This window comes from Bradyrhizobium sp. LB8.2 (genome assembly GCF_040548035.1).
GTDB lineage: Bacteria > Pseudomonadota > Alphaproteobacteria > Rhizobiales > Xanthobacteraceae > Bradyrhizobium.
The window spans coordinates 138336-156738 of the sequence record NZ_JBEPQV010000012.1 but is presented as its reverse complement, the minus strand read 5'-3'; the positions used below and the strand labels follow the sequence as shown (position 1 = coordinate 156738).

Genomic DNA, 18403 nt, shown 5'->3' with positions numbered 1-18403 from the left:
GGTTTGGCTTGGCCAGCCGGGTTCACGCGCGGGCGAACTCTTCGACATCGAGGTTGCGGTCGGGACCGTGCGGTACCACCGATTGCCCGGGCTCGAGACGAAGCTGAACGCCGTCCAACTGGACTGTGACGACGTCAGGCTCGAACGAGACCATGTTGGAGATACGGCGCACTTCGGGGTACGGGTCGGGATACGACCACGCCGCCTGCCGCGCCTCGCCGACGGAGAAGTAGCTGCACAGTCCCTTGTATGGACAGAAGGTCTGCAGCTTCACCGGCGCAAGCGCCGCTTCGTCGATGTCTTCGCGCGGAACGTACCAGCGCGGCGCGAAACCCGACTCATAGAGCACAAGCGGCCGCCTGGTGTCGGCGACCAGGCGGTCTCCGTAGCGAACCACAAGATTGCGCGAAGCCTGGCGAATGTCGATGCGGTGGTAAGGATCGGCGGCGTGACCGACGATCCGCTCGTCCTCCTCGTAGAACGCATCCATCGCGCGCCATGCGAAGGCAATGCGCCCCCGCAGATCGCTGGCGTGGGCCGGAAGATCGGTGTGCTGCCACGCCCCGCGGGCCGCTACGTGCTCGTCGTCGGCGCGGACGCTATACCAGGAGGTAGTTCCGAGATCGGCATGCCTGGTGACCTGCTCGGCGCGCTCGAGAACGCCAGGCGGTATATCGTTCTCGGGAAAGTACGCGACCGGATAACGAGCCGGCTCGAACAGCAGAACAACGTTTTCGCTGTCAGCGACCCAAGTTCCGCCAAAACGCACCCGCATCCGGCGGCGCAAGCGCTCGACGTAAAGCAGTCGCTTCGGCAAGGGCTCCGGCACGATGAAGCGGCCGACAGCGCCGGTTGATAGCGGACCTTGTTGCCAGGATAATCCCATGAGGTTTCTCCTAATGCTCGAGGCGGTGAGGGATCTTTTGCCGTCCCCCAGGATCACCCAAGAATTCGTTGATGGCCTGGGCGATTTCGGCGCAGTGCGTTTCCAGCGCGAAGTGGCCGGTATCGAAGAACCGAACCGTTGCCCCCGGAATGTCTCGCTTGAATGCTTCGGCGCCTGCCGCAAGGAAGAACGGATCGTTCTTGCCCCATACCGCCAGGAATGGCGGTTTATGTGTACGGAAATATCGTTGGAATGAGGGGTAAAGTGCAATATTGGTCTTATAATCGCCGAGAAGGTCGAGCTGAATTCCGTCTGCTCCGGGACGTGCCAAGTAAAAATTGTCGAGATTCTGGCCGTCCGGCGACACGATCGAGGGATCGGGAACGCCTTTGGTGTATTGCCAAGCGGTCGTTTCGGGCGTGAGAAAGGCGCGCAGCGCTTCCCGATTCGCTTGCGAGGCGTTCTCCCAGTACGCCCTGATCGGAGCCCACCCGTCACTGAGGCCCTCTTCGTAGGCATTTCCGTTTTGGGAGACGATCGCCGTGATGCGTTCTGGGCGCCGGACCGCCATCCGAAAGCCGGTCGGCGCACCGTAATCGAAGACGTAGAGAGCGAAGCGATCGTACTCCACGATCTCCGTAAAGCGCTCGATTACTCGAGCGATGTTCTCGAACGTGTAGAGAAACTTCTCCCGCACCGGCATCTCGGATTGACCGAAGCCGGGAAGGTCCGGCGCGATCACGTCAAATCTTTCGGCAAGGAGCGGAAGCAGGCCGCGGAACATATGGCTTGCGGTCGGAAAGCCGTGCAAGAGTAGCAGCTTCGGGGCACCGGCATTTCGCGCTTCGCGATAGAAGATGGTAATGCCGCTAACTTCGACTGTCTTGTATCTAACCGGAGTCATCAGACGCTCCTATTATCCGCGCTGGACTGAGGTAAACGAACAGGCAAAGGCAGATCAGCGCCATGCCGACGATCGGATAGCGAAGCGCTACGATTCCTGCGGCGGCGAACACCGCCAGCGTCGCAAGCGAGCGCATGCGCATCATCGATCGGACTTTCCGCTCTACTTTGTGAGGTGCAGATCGGTCGACGGCCTCAAGGCACAGCAGCAGATACGTCGCGTTGACCAAGAAGAAATCACCAGCATAGAAAGCTACGGCGGCGGCGCTCAGTCGAGTGGTCGCGACCCATGCAGTGGCGAATGGGATCAACGAGACGGCGAACAGATGCGCAAAGTTTCCCCATATCAAACGTTGCGTCGCAGCATCGGGAAACCTCAAAAGGTGATGGTGGTTTACCCAAACGATCGCGATGAACAGGTAGCTGATAATGTAGCTGATCGCGGTCGGCCAAAGTTCCAAGAGCGCTCCTAAGCTGGCCTTCCTCGGAGGATGGAGCTCCAGCACCAGAACCGTGATGATCACGGCGAATACGCCGTCGGAGAAGGCGTTCATTCTCTCAGGAGAGGCTATCCCTCTATTCACCATTGCCACGCGTCCTGGGCGCCTTGGTCAAGGCGGATCCGCGACTTGTCCGAGCACCGGCCAACGGCTGACGAGACATGTAATTGATCACGTTGAACTTCCATGGCACGGCTGCGATGTGTTAGTGCACGGTAGCCAGAAGATGTCCTACTCCCCGCTGTAAGCGGTCCTCGTTGGAGCGAGCGTTGGAGCGACCGTGGAAATGGCGCATCAGTCGACGGATCGAGTGCAGTTGCTGGGACCGCTCCAGGTCATCCGCGACGATGTCCCCTTGGATCAGCCGCCCTCGCGTAAAGTCCGGGCTCTTCTTGCGTATCTGGCAATGTCGCCGCGCCCGGTCACCCGCGAGAAGCTGTGCGAGTTGTTTTGGGATGTCGCGGACGACCCGCGGGGTGAGTTGCGCTGGTGTCTTTCCAAGCTGCGCCCCCTCATGGACAGGCCGACGGAGAGGCGGATCGTCGCCGACCGCAAGCAGGTTTGGATCGACGCAGGTTCGCTCGATGTCGATGCCCAGTCCGTCACACTAAGGATGCAGAAGGCCTTGGCGACGGCGTCGCCCGGAGAGCTTCGGTCGCTGTTGGCGTTGTTCAAGGGAGAGTTCCTCGAAGGTCTCTCGGTCGACGGCGCTCCTTCGATCGAAAACTGGCTTGCTGGCCAGCGGCACCGTTTCCGTCAGATGCGCCAGCAGCTTCTCGAACGTCTCACTTCGGTCCTGCCGCCAGAGAGCGACGAACGCATCGAATTCTTGCGAGAATGCATCGAATTGGCGCCGTTCGACGAAGCGGCTCACCTCGAACTTGTTCGCGCGCTGCTCCATCGCGGTCTTCATACGGAAGCTCAGCACCAGATCGAGTTGTCCTTGGCGCGTTTTCGCGCTGAAGCCATCGATCCAGGATCGCTCGAGACCGCTTTCGCGGCAGCGCGGCGGAGCTGCTCGAGGCCTACCGTCGCAAGCTTGATTGAAAACGCGCGTTTCGACGTTCCCCCGAAGCCGCCAACGAGGAACGTGGGAAAATCCACTCTGCTTTTGCTGCCTTTCACGGCGGCGCCGGAAGGCATCGCGGACGCCGACAGCATCACCTGCGACATCATCTTCGGTTTAGCGAAATTGCGAAGCTTCAGCGTTATTGCCCGGGGGACGGCCTTTTCGTTGCGCAGCTTGCCTCCAGGAACGGCAGCCGCCCTGGTGAATGCGCAATACGTGGCGACCGGCCATTTGCGACGGGACGGGAAAAGCTACGTTGTTTCGGTGGAGTTGATCGACCCCACAAGCGATCGCATTTTCTGGGTCGACGAGTTCAGGTGCGATGCCGGCGATTCCTACGCCGTGCCTCCTTTGCTCGCGGCGCGCATCATAACGGGCCTCGATGCAGAGATCCATATTATCGAACGAAACCGTGCGCTGCTCACACCGCCAGCTTCGCTCGATGCGTGGCAGGCGTACCATCGAGGACTTACCAGCATGTCTCGCTTCACAAGCGATGGTAACCTCGAGGCCCAGCACTTCTTCAGCATGGCGATCGCCCGCGATCCGATGTTTTCGCGAAGCTACGCGGGACTGTCGTTCACGCATTTTCACAACGCTTTCCATCTGAATGTGCTGGAATCGAAACGCGAGATAGCTTTGGCATGGGAGACTGCCGAGCAGGCGCTCTTGGCGGATCCTAACGACCCGGCGGCGCATTGCGCGGTCGGTCGCGCAAAATGGCTGGCGTATGCCCACGTGGGAGCCGTCGACAGCCTCAATCGATCGATCGATTTGAGTCCCAACTACGCGTTCGCTCACTACTCTCTCGCATTCGTGCAATGCCAGACGGGTCCCCCTGAGAGCGCGATAGGTGCCGCCGATATCGCGGCCCGCCTCAGCCCGTTCGATCCCATGATGTTTGGAACTTTTAGGGTGCGGACGTTCGCGTTGCTCCGTCTCGGCAAAGTGCAAGAGGCCGGCGAATGCGCCCAGCTTGTCGGGCTGAATGCCGGAGATCATGTTCATGCGCACGCTGTTTCGGCGTTGACGCTTGCGGCGGCCGGACGGCTGGACGAAGCTCGAGCAGAGCGTCGACGAATCAGCGAGCTAAGGCCGGACTATTCCTTTGGGCAATTCAAAGAGGTCCTTCACATGCTCGACGATCTAACGAAGATCTACAAAAAAGCCGCAAGGTTGCTGGAAATACCTGAGTAAGCCGAAAGTCTGCGATGGAGCGAAATCTGGGAGCCTCGGCAGCAAATGTTTACTTGGTGTTCGTGCAACTGAACGGTGCACGGGATCGTGAACCGAAAGGTTCGCAGCGTCCGTAACGATTGAACCCACGCCCACGTACAGCCAGCATCGACCACAAAGGAGCGGCAAGATGCGAGAGCTGAAGAAAACCTTCAATATTGCAGAAACCGGAGCAGGCTCCTATCGACTTTTGGCGATTCTGCGGTGGGTCATGGTCGTGATTTTCGTATCCTTCGGCATGCAGAAGTTCACCTTGCAGTCGGCTCAGGGCATAGAGCAGTTCATAAGCCATAGTCCGTTCGTTTCCTGGCTATCGCTGTTCGGTTTCAGGGGGGAAGCTTATTTCCTTGGCGTGACGGAATTCATCATCGCAATCTTGCTGGCTGTCGGCGCATTCAGTCCTTTGATGTCGGCATTGGGGTCCCTCATGGGAGTCATTACTTTCATGGTGACCTGGTCGTTCTTCTTCACGACTCCCGGCGTCGTCAAATGGAGCATTTCGACGGACCCGATGGCCTGGAATCTGGCCGGCGAGTTCTTATTCAAGGATATCGTGCTGCTGTGCGTCTGCGTAGTGCTGCTCATGGCATCGCTGCCTGAGACGATCACCCGGCTACGCACCTATCCCTGATCGTGCGCTTCGACCCGAGGGGGCTGATCTTGACACGGCGGAGAGCGGCAAGCTCGATCAGTACGCCGACGCGATCGTCTCCATGATCGAGGCGGACCCGGCGCGCAGCACGCTCGCACTCGACCTGGAGTTCATGAACCGCGGGGGCATAAAGGTCGCCTACACGCGGTTCTCGCAATCCATCACGGAACTGGGTTTCGTGCGCGACGCCCAGACGAAGCTGCTGGCTCAGATCGATCGGAGCGCTTCCAATATTCTCCCTCGAGAAAACGCAAGGCAAGGTCTACGATCGCGCGCAATTCGAGGCCGTCTTGCAACGGCAGCCGCCAGCTCCGGTCGAGTCCGTAACCGAACCTCGTCGCATGCACCGCGTCCCGCAGAAGGACAAGCTGTTGGCGGTCGAAGCCGTGAAAAGCGGTCTGACGCCGCACCATGTCGGCAAGCGCATGTGCGTGTATCATTCGACGGTCGCGAAATGGTTCAAGGAATTCGAAAAGACCGGCCAGGTCGCTCCGGCCGGAAAGCTCGATCCCTACGCGGAGCGAATCAGCGCAATGATCGCGGAGGACCCGTCGCGCAGCACGAACTCGCTGCATACCGAATTCATAAAACGCGAGCAGGTGAAGGTCGCATATACCCGGTTCTCGAAGTTCATCTCGGAACTGGGGTTTGTCCGAGATTCCACGACTAAACTCATGGAAAGAGAGTCGTCGCATTCGACAGCTGCCGATCGTGCCGCTACCAAGTCACGTTCAACCGGAACTGACCTTTGAAGTTGTAGACGGGATAGTCCTCGCTCACTGCGTGGCAAATCGGTATGTACGGTTTCATGGCAATCGCGCAGTTCGCGATTTTTAGGAATGTCCTCGGGGTGAGGCTCGAGCCGTCAATGCCAGAGTTTTGGTTCATGATGCAGATCGCGATGGTCGCGGGATTTTTCACGAGCTATCCAGTGAATTGGTGGCTGATAGAGCTCGGCGTGAAAGAACGCATGTAGGCGGGTCGAACCCATTCCAAGAACTATTCCGCGACTGCAGCTTCCCCGGCACGATCCTGCTGAACGCGCCGGGCACTTTGCTGCAAGCGCGGCGCGTCACCACCGATGGTGCGCACGGATCACGCCATGATGATGCCGGTAGGGCCGTGGCGCCCAGCCGTAGCTATGACGCCAGGGATGCGCACGCCGGACCGTATATCCCCACGGCCTCGGCGCGGACCAGCCGTAGCTATAGCGCCAGGGGCGCGGGCCCCAGGCGTATGGTTGCGGTCCCCAGCCATAGCTACTTCCGTAAGGTGTATAGGTGTATGCTGGATAGTACCCACCGTAGCGCGCATATGGGTATCTGTACCCATAGTACGGCGGATATTCCCCATAGTACGGGGCAGCAATGGCAGAGCCGATCAGCGCTCCTGCCAGTAGTCCTGCGCCGATCCCCCAGCCCCCGCGCCAGCGAACCTGCGTGAGATTATCCTGAACCGCCGAGATGTGCACCGTCGGGCCCGCGGCCGCAGACAGCGCTGTCAGAGGTGCAGCCTGAGTACTGCTGACAGGAGAAATTGCGATCAGGCCGGTGAGAGAAAGTGCAAGTGTGAGTCTCCGCATCTGTGGCTCCTGTGATTTCAGAACGCGGTCTCAACTTGAGCCTGCAATGTTGGTTTCTCGCGTCAAGAGTTCGGGACACTATGTCGCGCCGAGTGCCGGACCAGACTTGCGCGTGTACGACACCGTACCAACGGCATAGCCGCCGCACCGTTTAGCGATGTGTTTCTGGGGAGGACTGTTTACTCTCGCGCTCCAAGAACCCTTCAACATAGATCATCCGGACAGCAACGAGCAGGACCGCGATCAAAGGCGTTGCAACGATTAGCCCGATCAATCCGAAAAGAGTCCCGAGCACGGTTTGGGAAAGTATCGTAAGTGCCGGCGGTAGCGAAATCGTCCTTTTCTGGATCCATGGTGCGATTACATTTCCCTCCAATAGCTGGATCGACAAAAACAAGAGAGCGACCCAAGCGGCTAGAATAGGAGACTGAGACAAGGCCACAAGGATCGCCGGCACGGCGCCGGCAAGCGCCCCGATGTAAGGCACGAAGTTCAGCAAACCCGCCAGCAGGGCCAGTGAAAGTGCCAAGGGCGAACCGATCGACAGAAGGCCCAATCCGAGGAACAGCCCCACGATCAGCATGTCGATGAATTGTCCAAGAAACCAGAGCCTGAGCGTAGCACCGAGCTCCCTGGCAACTTCCCGGCCACGAGGCCGCCATGTCATTGGAAGCAGACGAAGCGAGCCTTCGAGATACAGTTGAGGCGATGCGGCGAGGAATATTGCTGTCGCCCCCGTGACGACAAGAGTGCCACTGATGCCGAGAACGGAGCCAACGACGCCTGGGACGTAGCCAGTCAGGCCAGCGCGCAGAGACTTTCCGGCGATCAGCAACTGTTGGGCCAAGATCGAGCCCCACGAGCTATGTTCCAGTTCGCCCCATATCCGCTCCAGTTGGATTCTCAGTTGCTGACTGATTTCGTCGGCCTGGTTGAAAATTGCGCTGCCGCGCCACCACAGTAGCGCACCGAGTGCCAGTCCAGTCACGAGGATGACGGAGAGTAACGAGGTGTATGGACCGAGGCGCGTTGCCCGCTGGACGGCGTTGCTTGCACCCCGCAAAACGCAAGCGATGACGACGGCGCTGAACGAGAGTAATAAAATATCGCGAAGCAACCAGACCGAGACGGCGAGAAATAGGCCCATCGCGCTTACTCGGAGGGTGCGCTCTATATGCCGGATATGAACAGTCAACTTGTCTTCCAATTCGTCTCCTTTGTCGAAACGGTCCGGAACTTCAGGTTGGTGATGTCCGCCGGCGCAGATGGGACAACTCGGAACATGAACGGAACGATCGCACCGCGACCGAGAGCCAGCGACCCGCGCGTTCAGACGGAACTGTCCTTCGGTACTTTGCTCAGCTTGAAGGTAATACTCCGTCGCGGCCTTAAATGTCCTAGCTACCAGAGCGAAATTTGTCGCACGACAAATAGGGGAGCAGTGTCGGAGCACCAGAGCGACCTGGGGCGCTGCGCTAACATTGTGGTTCGTCTCTGAGGCGAGGACATGAAGAATGTTCTAATCTCCGGCATTGGAATTGCTGGGCCCACACTTGCCTACTGGCTGAGGGCAGCAGGCTTCGAGCCTACGCTTGTCGAGCACGCTCCAGCTCTGCGTGGAGGAGGCTATGTCATCGACTTCTGGGGGCTTGGCTACACCATCGCCGAACGGATGGGATTGCTCCCGGAGATCAATCGCGACGGCTACCACGTTCAGGAATTGCGGATTGTAGACGAGGCCGGCCATCGACTAGCCGGCTTCGGCACGCGCGTTTTCGCGGAATTGACGAACGGACGATACGCCACCGTTCAACGCAGCCACCTCTCGCGCCTGCTGTTCGAACGATCTAACGGCTGCGCTGAAAGCATTTTCGGCGACGAGATCATTCTCGTCGAAGAAAAAGCAGATTGCGTCGAAGTCCAGCTGAAGCACGGCGGCAGGCGCAGGTGCGATCTTCTCATTGGTGCGGACGGCCTGCATTCGGCCGTTCGCAAGCTGGTCTTTGGACCCCAGGCACGGTTCGAGCGGCATCTAGGGTATGTCGTGGCGGCGTTCGAAGCTCGCGGCTATCGGCCGCGCAACGAGGATGTGTATCTGATCTACGGCCAACCGGGCCGCATGGTCGGCCGCTTCACGCTGCGTGACAATCGTACGTTGTTCCTCCTGGTATTTGCGGCGGATAGCGCGATTTTGCCTGAAACGCCGGGCTCGCAGAAGGCGCTCCTCCGAAAGGTCTATGGCGGCGATGGCTGGGAGTGCGAACATATGCTTACTGAACTGGAGCGCACCGGCGAACTCTACTTCGACGCTGTCAGTCAGATCAGGATGCCGAACTGGTCAAGAGGTCGTGTGGCACTCATCGGCGATGCCGCCTGTTGCGTCTCGCTGCTGGCCGGTCAGGGGTCGGCGCTGGCAATGACTTCAGCTTATGTGCTGGCCGGCGAACTCGCCGCGGCCGACGGACGATATCCGGAGGCGTTTGCCAGATATGAGGCGTTGCTCAGGAGCTATATAGACCGAAAACAGCGGGGCGCCGAGCGCTTTGCTGGGGCGCTGGCGCCGCGGACACGCTCAGGAATGCTCTTCCGCAACCTCGTGATCAGAAGCTTTTCGATACCAGGGTTGGCCAGGCTCGCAATCGGGCGAGACATTGCCGACGAGCTAGAGCTTCCTGATTACCGGTGACCCGCACACCATGAATTGATGCGCGCCCGATGAGAGCGTCCGCTAGTGGGGTGGACGCTGCGGTGCGGATTGGCCTCTAGTCTCGCTTGGCCTCTCGGCAGGAACCGCTTTCCGGAGCCAGGAGTTCATATCGTGATGTTTTACGCTCTTGTGACAAAATGCCCTCAGTCCTGACTTACGGCCCAAGAAAATCCCTGATCGGCAGCGGCGTTAATCCGTTTGCTGAAGAGCGGAGAGTCAGCCTTCTCGTACTTTGCGCGCTTGCCTTGGCAATTGGCGTCATGACCGGGCTTGGCGCCGTCGCCTTCCGCGCTCTGATCGGCCTGGTGCATAATTTGTTCTATAAGGGCACGCTAAGCGTCGTTTATAACGCGAACATCAGTGAGGGGCCCAGCCCGTTTGGTGACTTTATTCTACTTGCACCTGTGATCGGCGGCCTCGTCGTCGTCTTCCTCGTCAGGCGCTTCGCTCCTGAGGCAAAGGGTCATGGCGTGCCCGAAGTCATGGACTCGATCTTCTACAAGCGCGGCAAAATTCGCGGCACAGTGGCCTTGATAAAGGCGCTCGCTTCCGCAGTATCGATCGGAAGCGGCGCCGCCGTGGGACGAGAGGGCCCTATTATCCAGATAGGCTCGGCGCTCGGCTCAGCCTTTGCTCAATTCATCGGACTCTCGACCCGACAAAGGATCACGCTGCTGTCAGCGGGCGCCGGCGCCGGTATTGCCGCAACCTTCAATACTCCGCTGGGCGGCGTGCTGTTTGCTCTGGAAATTCTTCTGCCGGAAGTCTCGAATCGAACATTCCTTCCTGTCGTCGTGGCCACGGGGGCTGCGACCACGATTGGGCGCATCCTGATCGGCCCGGACCCGGCATTTACGGTTCCGGACATTCAATTCAGCATGGTTGCATCGTTCAATATCCAGGAGGCCATTGCATTCATCCTGCTCGGCGTGTTGTCGGGCGCGGCAGCTTGGGCGTTCATCCGTCTGCTCGTCTTCATGGAAGACGGCTTTCCAAAGCTGTCTGGCAACGAGTATGTTCAAAACATCATTGGCATGTCGTCAATCGGCCTGATGATGGTGGCCCTCACCCATGCCTATGGTCACTCCTACATCGATGGTGTGGGCTACTCTGTCATTCAGGAGATACTGAACCACAAGATGGTAGCGGCCGGGCTATTGGCGCTGCTGTTTGTGCTGAAACTGGTTGCGACCACGGTTAGTCTCGGCTGCGGAGCGTCGGGCGGGATCTTCTCGCCCTCGCTTTACCTTGGCGCCACTCTGGGCGCCGCTTTTGCCGCTGCAAGCAATTCCTTTCTGCCTCATTCAGGGCTGACGCCATCTTCGGCCGCGATCGTCGGAATGGCGGCCATCGTCGGCGCAGGGACGGGCGGCGTCATGACGGCGATCGTCATGGTCTTCGAAATGACGCGCGATTACGCAATCATCGTTCCGGTGATCGTTGCGGTGGCGCTGGCGGCAGGCGTCAGGCGCGCACTTGTCAATGAGACGATCTACACCGTCAAGCTGCGCCACCGTGGGCACCGCATTCCGAAGGAACGGCATATCAACCTCTACCTGGTGAAGCAGGCCCAAGACATCATGGAAAGGCGCTTTATTATCGCGAGGGTGGGGACAACCCTAAAACAGGCTATGGCTGCGGAAGATATCAACGATGCGCTTGCGATCGTTGTCGAGCGAGAAGGCCGGATTGTTGGGCTCATTCCGCCGCGTTCCGGATTATGGGCGGAATCGCAATCGAATCCGACGCTCGTGGTCGAGCACTTCGTCGAGCGACGAATGGTCGTTTGCCGCGATCAGGATCTTTTGAGCTTGGTGTTCGCCAGGTTGAAGCGCCATCGGGCCGGCGCTGCAATCGCTGTCCGCACTGCTTCACGCCCGCGCGTGAACGATGTCGTCGGCGTCGTCACCAAACGTGTGATCGCAGATGCGGTTATCGACAGCTATGAGGATTGACCGAGCGGAGCCAGGTCGGCTCGAGGAGAGCTGACCTATTGACCTACAGTACGTCTTGCAACCCAGCCCAGAGTCGAGCTTTGGATGATGATGCTGAACAGGACGACCGCATAGGTTGAGGCGAGTATGGCGGCCTTGGCCGAGTTATCCGGCAGCGACAAGGCTAGGGCAACTGAAATGCCGCCACGCACGCCTGCCCAGGTCAGGAAAGGTGCGTTGCGCAACGAGAGCAGCCGTGTCCATCCGAACAGAAACGGCTGTACTGCAACCGAGGCAAACCGCGCCAAGAGGACGATTGGCACAGTTGCCGCCGCCAGAACGAGACTGCGGAGATCAAATCGCAGTATCAAGGTCTCGAGCCCGATAAGCAGAAAAAGAACAGAGTTAAGAATTTCGTCGATAAGTGTCCAGAGCGCGAAAAGATACCCCTTTGTCCGCTCGCTCATCGCATATCGCGGTCCTCGGTCGCCGATGAGAAGACCTGCGGCGACCATGGAAAGCGGCCCGCTAACGTGCAAATGAAGCGCGAGAGCATAGGTCGCAGTGACGAGCGCGAGGGAGATCAGCACCTCGATTGCATAATCGTCAATGAGCCGCATCGCGCGATACGCGATATAGCCGCTCAATAAGCCGAGCACGATCCCGCCACCAGCTTCGCGAACCAGTAACTGCGCGACATCGGCAATCGAAACATGCGCACCATCGCCCGAGCTCGCGAAACGAAGCAGAATCGTGAACAGGACAATTCCGACGCCGTCGTTGAACAACGCTTCGCCTTCGGCCTCGATCTGTAGCTCTTTCGGCACATTCGTGTTGCGAAGTGTGGTGAGAACGGCCACTGGATCCGTCGGGCTTATCAAGGCTCCGAAGACGAACGCCCAGGCGAGCGGCACAGGTAAGTTCATAAGGCCGCAGATCAGCCAAAAGATTAGACCGACGAGCGCCGTAGAGATCAGCGTGCCGAACACGGCCAGAAGAAGCACCGGAAATGCGCGGCTCCTGAGTGTCTCCAGATCCACGTGCAGGGCGCCAGCGAACAGAAGAAATGCAAGCATCCCATTCACTACGACTTCGGCAAAGTCGATCTGCCGGAGCCCACTGGCAAGCTGGTCGAGCAGCTGAATGTTGGGAATTGCCGCATCCAAGCCGATCAGGAGCAATGACGTCAGGACGCTCATCACGAGAAGTCCTACGCTGCGGGACAGTGGCAGAAATTTGTGATTGAGCCAGCCGAAGACGGCTGACAGCGTAAGCAGAACGGCGGCAATATCCATCAGCGAAAGCACGGCAAGTTCCGTTGTTCTGGTGAGTGCGTTTGCTCCGCCCGCTATAGGCCGCTGCTTAATCTATCGAGGCAGTCAGATTCAAAATAGCGACTTCTGGGATGGCAACAACCAAAAAGCGGCCTCCGCCCATTCTTGCGACCCATGCAAGCGAAGCCAGGTGCTTCTGAACTCCCAGTTACCTCTCTCTGCGGGATTTGCCGCTCTTCGAGCTTTGAAGAGGATCTATTGCTTGTCAGCTTTGTACTGATGCTCCTGCGGCCAAAGATCGCGACAACAATTATCGACGCCGTCGTTCACTCCGCGTTCATTGAACAGACGTGAAAGTGCGAAGCGGGGCATACGCAAGGAAAAAATATGAAGAAATTCGCCTATGGTCTCGCCGCCGCTGCTTTGCTTGCGGGCACTCATTTCGCGGTTCCCGCCAGTGCGATGACGGCGCCTCCGGTCGGCGCAGGGGCAACATCCGAGACGGTGCAGGTCCGCTATTACAATCATCATCGGAGGGTTTGCACGGTGCGGACCATAGTCAAGCGCGGTTATCATGGCCGGCGTATCGTCAAGCACGTGCGTGTCTGCCGATAGTTGCGAACCCGAGGGTCGCTGTCCAGGCGGCCCTCGCCTTCGATACGAGAACCCTTGATCCTAAGGCGAGGGGGTTGCGTACGGTCAGTCTACGCGTCCAGAGGGAGGCACCGCGCTTACATCGGCCGCTGACGAGTAAGAACTCGGGAAAAGCGACGAGCTGCGACTTCCGCGCCGCGACACCGATAGCCATGAGCAACGTGCCGAGGACGATGGGCGCAAGGAGTGTATTCATGATCAGACAAAGTTCCTGCCGAAAATTCGATCGTGTCCCGTGGCGTGGTGTAGCTGGCGGTGGATCACCGCGTTCGCCGGCGAGAGCCGGGCTGGTCAGCTGGCGATAGCCGTGAGGCTGACACTCGGATCATCGCTCAACGGCGCGATTGTTTCCAGTGTCATGTAACGGGCGCGCTGGACGGCCCATTCATCGTTCTGTTCGAGCAGGATCGCGCCGATGAGGCGAACGATGGCATCCTCGTTGGGGAAGATGCCGACCACCTCGGTGCGCCGCTTGATCTCGCCGTTGAGGCGCTCGATCGGGTTGGTGGAGTGCAGCTTGGTCCGGTGCTGCAGCGGGAACGTCATATAGGCCAGCACGTCGGTCTCGGCCTCGTCCAGGAAGCCGGCAAGCTTCGGCAGTTTTGGCCGGAGCTGGTCGGCGACCTTGCGCCACTGGGTTCGCGCGGCCTCGGCATCGTCCTGGGCAAATGCTGTGGCAATGAAGGCGGAGACCACCCGCCGGCCGCTCTTGCCGGCATGCGCCAGCGCGTTGCGCATGAAGTGGACGCGGCAGCGTTGCCAGCTGGCGTTGAGCACCTTGGCTACGGTGGCCTTGATGCCCTCGTGGGCGTCGGACACCACCAGCTTGACACCGCGCAGGCCGCGGCGGGCGAGCTTGCGCAGGAAGGCCGTCCAGAACGTCTCGGCCTCGGAGGGGCCAATATCCATGCCCAGAACCTCGCGCCGGCCGTCGCTGTTGACGCCGACCGCGACAATCACCGCGACTGAGACGATGCGGCCATTCTGGCGCACCTTCACGTAGGTGGCGTCGATCCACAGATACGGCCAGTCGCCCTCGATCGGACGGGCGAGGAACGCCTTCACTTTGTCGTCGATCTCGCCGCACAGCCGGCTGACCTGGCTCTTGGAGATCCCGGTCATGTCCATGGCCTGCACCAGATCGTCCACCGAGCGGGTCGATACGCCCTGCACGTAGGCTTCCTGCACCACGGCCGTGAGCGCCTTCTCGGCTATCCGCCGTGGCTCGAGGAAGCCCGGGAAGTAGGAGCCCTTGCGCAGCTTGGGGATACGCAGCTCGACCGCACCGGCACGAGTCTCCCAGATCCGGTCGCGGTAGCCGTTGCGCTGGGCCAGACGCCCGGGAGTCTTCTCGCCATAGGCCGCCCCGGTCTGGCTTTCGACTTCCAGCTCCATCAGACGCTGGGCGGCAAAGCCGATCATCTCGCGCAGCAGATCGGCGTCTGGGGTCTTCTCTACAAGCGTGCGCAGGTTCAACATGTCGTCGGTCATCGGTGGTTCCTCGGTTGCGTTGGCGTGTCGCAACCCGATCCTACCGGAGAACTGCCGGTGACCACCGCAAAGCCGCCCGCCCGCTACGGCGCTATGGGAGGCGCGCGTCCGGACGGCTTTGCTCTACCGAGCTACACCACCACCGGGGACACGACCGAAAATTCCGGCCTGATGAGAGTCCGCGCTTCGACGATTCTGATCAATGTCTGGTGCTTAACGCGCTGATTGCCGTTCAAGCAATTGCATACGCCGAGAACAGAAGGCAGGTGAGGTATACACACGCGAGGCCAATTTCCGCGGTTCTCGCCATGCGGGCATCAACCCGCGAGTTTGTCCTGGCTGCGAGCCTCGGCAATTTCTCATATTGCGCAAAAAGCTGGCGACCGGCACGTCCGCGGAAAAGTACATTTCGCATGTCTGCCTCCAAACAAGTTGATCCGTTCCAGGTGCGAAGTGCAGGTTCGGGAAGAAATCGGGTTCCGGCTGTCTCATCCGCTACACGGAGGATAGTTCACGGCGCCTCATCGGACAGTCAGGAGATGAGCGTGGCTTGTCGGGATATCCCTGACGTCCGCACGCCGTGCGGCCGCCTGGCTCAATTCCGGGTCAGACTTGATCGGTACTCTTTGCCGGATGGCCCAACCAGCCAAGGGCCACGCCGTGGCGCACTATGTCGGCACGCGTGAACAGTCCGAGCTTTTCCACTGCTCTGGCCTTGTAGGTTTCGACGGTCTTGATGCTGATGTTTAGCTGATTGGCGATTTCCTTGTTGCTGAAGCCTTGTGCGATGAGTCTGAGAACCTCACTCTCGCGCGGTGTCAGCTCGCTGGCTGCGGAAGCGCCGGAAGACGGATGTGCGCCCCGCGTGGATGGAAGTGCCTTCTCCGCTATTGCGGGATCCAGATACAATCCACCTCCGGCAATCGCGCGAACTGCGCGCTCGAGCTCGTCGGCCGCAGAGCGCTTCAGAAGATAGCCGCGAGCTCCCGCCTGCAGCATGGGCTGAACGTAGGCGTGGTCCTCGTGCACGGTAAGCGCCAGCAGACGAACCTGAGGCAGCTGTGTCGCTAGGGTGCGAGCGACTTCAAGGCCACTGACGCCGGGGAGTGAGATGTCCAGGATGGCAATGTCTGGCGTCGCCTGGCGAATGATATCAAGGGCGGTTTGTCCATCCGTTGCTTCCCCGACGATCTCGATGTCCTGCACGTCCTGGAGCAACGCTTTCATTCCGGCCAGAACAAGCGGATGATCGTCAGTCAACGTGATCCGGATCGGGCACATAGCCGATCTCCTTTGTTGGCACCGGTATTCTCATGAAGAGAGAAGTGCCGTGGGCGGGTTCAGATTCAATCGCCAAAGATCCGCCCAGCAGCGTGAGGCGTTCCTCGATTACGGACAGGCCCAATTTTGCGTGGCGGCTCTCGCCCTGCGAGAATTCCTGAACGTCGAAGCCGTTCCCGTCGTCTTCGACGACGATCCTCAGCTCCGCTGTGCGCCGGTCGATTACCACGCTGACATTTCGAGCTCGCGCGTGTTTGACCACGTTGTTTACGGCCTCCTGAACTGCGCGGTAGACCGCGATTTCGACGTCCTGGCCGAGACGATCTTTTCTGCCCAGAGGCTGAAGATCAACGCTGATCCCGAACCGGCGCTGGATCTCCGCACAGAATGCCTCCAGCGCCTTGTAAAGGCCCAGGTCATCAAGGGCAGTCGGGCGCAGATCAGAGGCGATTTGATGGATATCGCGACCGATCCCTCTTGCGAGTCCTTGCAGCCAATTGAGCTTCTCCAATCCGAGCTTGCGTCTGGGGCTCGTGCCGAGAAACGGCTCCAGGCTTTTCAGGCCGAGGAGGAGACCTGTTACTGTCTGGCCGATCTGATCGTGGAGCTCTCTTGCGATTCGACGACGTTCGTTTTCTTCCGCCTCCGAAAGACGTCGAAGCAGTTGCTGTCGTTCCAGCTCGGCTCGCTTGGTCTCATCGATATCCAGAATGACCCCATATACAACGTCCAAGTTCTTGTCATCGAGCCGAGATAGCCGTCCGCTGGCCCGCAGCCACCGGCTGTGAGGGGGAGCGATCCGGAAATCGGCGATCGCGACGTTTCCCGAACGGCAACTCAGCAAGGATGCCTCAAAGTTCTGCTGGTCGGCGGGGTCAATGCTGCTCAGCATCCGATCAATCGGTAGGCTCATATCCCCTTCGGAGCGCGAACCTTCGATCTGGAGCATCTCTCGTGCGCGGGGCGATACAACCGCCTCTCTGGTCGCAAAGTCACAGCTGAATACGCCGAGATCTGCGGCATCGATCGTCAGCCTGCGTCGCTCTTCACTTGCGCTGAGTGCCATTGCCGCCTGCGCCTCTTGCTCGCGTCGGCGCAGCGAAATGTCGCGTATCGTGTACCAGGCTAAAGTGAGGGCAAGGACGAAGCTCAGGACTCCACCCCCGGCAAGAAAAATGGCTGAGCGCTGGACCGGACCGTTGAGTTCCTGCGTCGGTATTCCAAAATGGACTGACCATCCGCTGGTTCCGGGGATGAGCTTATAGATTGAGTCGACTTGGTCGCCGGCAGGTGTTGTTTTGATGTAGCTTCCTTCTGGCGCAGAGGCGATCGCTTGGCGGACTGTGACGCTGGCAGATTGTCCGAGCTCGGATTGCTCACCGAAGGTGCGGGCGACGATGTTGCCCTTGGCATCGACTACGAACCCAACCCAGCCTGCCGGGGCTCCTGCGCTCTTCAAAATCTGGCTTATTGCATCGGGCACCAAAGCCACGGTGAGTACAAACTTTAATTGTCCATCGCGCTCAACGGGGGCCCTGACGGCAACCACGCGTTTGCCGGTGACAGGACCGCGTGGCCCTATTCCGCCAATCGCCGGCTTTCTCGTCTTCAGGATCCGTTCGAAATTCTCGCGGTCGGCGGTGGCGCGCATCCCATCTCCTAGCGGGCGGCTAACGTCCAGCACCTGATTTCCGTCGGGATCGACTAGCTGTATCGTTTGCCAAAGAGGACGCGCTTCGTTGACGCGCGTCGCTTCTCGATAAAATGCATCGAGATCCGGCTTATCGAGCGTGGCGGAAGCCGCGACAGTCTCGGCGATCTCGAGCTGGAGGCTGATCTCCGAGGCAAGCCGGTTTACGACGCTATCGAGGGTTTCCACCGCGGCCGCCTGAGAATCCTTGCGCTGCTGCTGGGCATTCAGGAAAACGACCCAACCCGCAAAAAGCGCCAGAGGCATCGCTGCTGCTATGAAGACGAGGATCAGGGGGCGACGCGCTGCGCGCCGGGCAGCCGAAGCAGGCGCCTCCTTGCGGGTAGGTATCAAATGAGACAGCGCAACACCCACGTCTCGGCACTTTCTCGAGGCTTCTGGTTCACGTCAGGTTTTTCCTGACAGCGCTAACGGTCGCCCTGACTCCCAGCACTGTTCGATCCATCCCATAGTATAGACAATCATTGTTGCGGTCTAGAATTGGGCTTGCCATGGAACACTCATCATCGTCGCCGCTGTTGAT

The 18403-nt window shown here is 59.4% G+C and carries 15 protein-coding genes and 1 pseudogene; 7 read left to right on the top strand and 9 right to left on the bottom strand.

Going from position 1 to position 18403, the window contains the following annotated elements; all coding sequences use genetic code 11:
* Window positions 1-22 precede the first annotated feature (22 nt).
* From ABIB06_RS17190 to ABIB06_RS17180, 3 genes are read right to left on the bottom strand one after another with little or no spacing between them, the layout of a single operon-like run.
* The gene (locus ABIB06_RS17190) at window positions 23-886 is read right to left on the bottom strand and encodes a DUF427 domain-containing protein (protein ID WP_354068866.1); all 864 of its coding nucleotides are present in this window, start codon (window positions 884-886) and stop codon (window positions 23-25) included.
* A 10-nt stretch (window positions 887-896) separates the two neighbouring features.
* Window positions 897-1790 carry an alpha/beta fold hydrolase gene (locus ABIB06_RS17185; protein WP_354052768.1) on the bottom strand — a complete coding sequence of 298 codons (894 nt, stop codon included), beginning with the start codon at window positions 1788-1790 and terminating at the stop codon, window positions 897-899.
* Entirely contained in the window at window positions 1777-2343 is a 567-nt protein-coding gene (locus tag ABIB06_RS17180; RefSeq protein ID WP_354052770.1) for a TMEM175 family protein, read from the bottom strand. The genes ABIB06_RS17185 and ABIB06_RS17180 overlap by 14 nt, the downstream gene beginning before the upstream one ends.
* 232 nt (window positions 2344-2575) lie before the next feature.
* On the opposite strand from ABIB06_RS17180, the gene ABIB06_RS17175 reads away from it, so the two are divergent.
* From ABIB06_RS17175 to ABIB06_RS17160, 4 genes and pseudogenes are all read left to right on the top strand, one after another.
* Entirely contained in the window at window positions 2576-4555 is a 1980-nt protein-coding gene (locus ABIB06_RS17175; protein WP_354052819.1) for a BTAD domain-containing putative transcriptional regulator, read from the top strand.
* A 169-nt stretch (window positions 4556-4724) separates the two neighbouring features.
* Entirely contained in the window at window positions 4725-5225 is a 501-nt protein-coding gene (locus ABIB06_RS17170) for a DUF417 family protein (protein WP_354052772.1), read from the top strand.
* A 392-nt stretch (window positions 5226-5617) separates the two neighbouring features.
* Window positions 5618-5998 (top strand): COG3415 family protein, encoded by a 381-nt coding sequence (locus tag ABIB06_RS17165; RefSeq protein WP_354052774.1) that lies wholly within the window; start codon window positions 5618-5620, stop codon window positions 5996-5998.
* A 20-nt stretch (window positions 5999-6018) separates the two neighbouring features.
* Window positions 6019-6222: pseudogene (locus ABIB06_RS17160) on the top strand (DUF4396 domain-containing protein); the annotation flags it as partial.
* Between the two features lie 757 nt (window positions 6223-6979).
* Here ABIB06_RS17160 and ABIB06_RS17155 read toward each other — a convergent pair.
* Window positions 6980-8035 (bottom strand): AI-2E family transporter, encoded by a 1056-nt coding sequence (locus ABIB06_RS17155; RefSeq protein WP_354052776.1) that lies wholly within the window; start codon window positions 8033-8035, stop codon window positions 6980-6982.
* Between the two features lie 300 nt (window positions 8036-8335).
* Here ABIB06_RS17155 and ABIB06_RS17150 point away from each other — a divergent pair, with 300 nt between their 5' ends.
* Window positions 8336-9514 carry an FAD-binding domain gene (locus tag ABIB06_RS17150; RefSeq protein WP_354052778.1) on the top strand — a complete coding sequence of 393 codons (1179 nt, stop codon included), beginning with the start codon at window positions 8336-8338 and terminating at the stop codon, window positions 9512-9514.
* 158 nt (window positions 9515-9672) lie between these two features.
* The gene (locus ABIB06_RS17145) at window positions 9673-11490 is read left to right on the top strand and encodes a chloride channel protein (RefSeq protein WP_354052779.1); all 1818 of its coding nucleotides are present in this window, start codon (window positions 9673-9675) and stop codon (window positions 11488-11490) included.
* Window positions 11491-11525: 35 nt separating this feature from the next.
* On the opposite strand, the gene ABIB06_RS17140 is transcribed toward ABIB06_RS17145, so the two are convergent.
* The 3 genes from ABIB06_RS17140 to ABIB06_RS17130 all read right to left on the bottom strand — a co-directional run bounded on the left by ABIB06_RS17140 (window position 11526) and on the right by ABIB06_RS17130 (window position 14888).
* A complete protein-coding gene (locus ABIB06_RS17140) occupies window positions 11526-12776 on the bottom strand; it encodes a cation:proton antiporter (protein ID WP_354052781.1) in 1251 nt (416 codons plus the stop codon).
* A gap of 222 nt (window positions 12777-12998) precedes the next feature.
* Window positions 12999-13184, bottom strand: coding sequence for a hypothetical protein (locus ABIB06_RS17135; protein ID WP_354052783.1), 186 nt, complete (start codon window positions 13182-13184; stop codon window positions 12999-13001).
* 504 nt (window positions 13185-13688) lie between these two features.
* A complete protein-coding gene (locus ABIB06_RS17130; RefSeq protein ID WP_354052785.1) occupies window positions 13689-14888 on the bottom strand; it encodes an IS256 family transposase in 1200 nt (399 codons plus the stop codon).
* Between the two features lie 57 nt (window positions 14889-14945).
* Here ABIB06_RS17130 and ABIB06_RS17125 point away from each other — a divergent pair, with 57 nt between their 5' ends.
* Window positions 14946-15113, top strand: coding sequence for a hypothetical protein (locus tag ABIB06_RS17125; protein ID WP_354068868.1), 168 nt, complete (start codon window positions 14946-14948; stop codon window positions 15111-15113).
* A 381-nt stretch (window positions 15114-15494) separates the two neighbouring features.
* Here ABIB06_RS17125 and ABIB06_RS17120 read toward each other — a convergent pair whose 3' ends face one another.
* A complete protein-coding gene (locus tag ABIB06_RS17120; protein WP_354052789.1) occupies window positions 15495-16169 on the bottom strand; it encodes a response regulator in 675 nt (224 codons plus the stop codon).
* Complete coding sequence (locus ABIB06_RS17115; protein WP_354052791.1) at window positions 16141-18234, bottom strand: sensor histidine kinase; 2094 nt, start codon at window positions 18232-18234, stop codon at window positions 16141-16143. The genes ABIB06_RS17120 and ABIB06_RS17115 overlap by 29 nt, the downstream gene beginning before the upstream one ends.
* Window positions 18235-18403 lie beyond the last annotated feature (169 nt).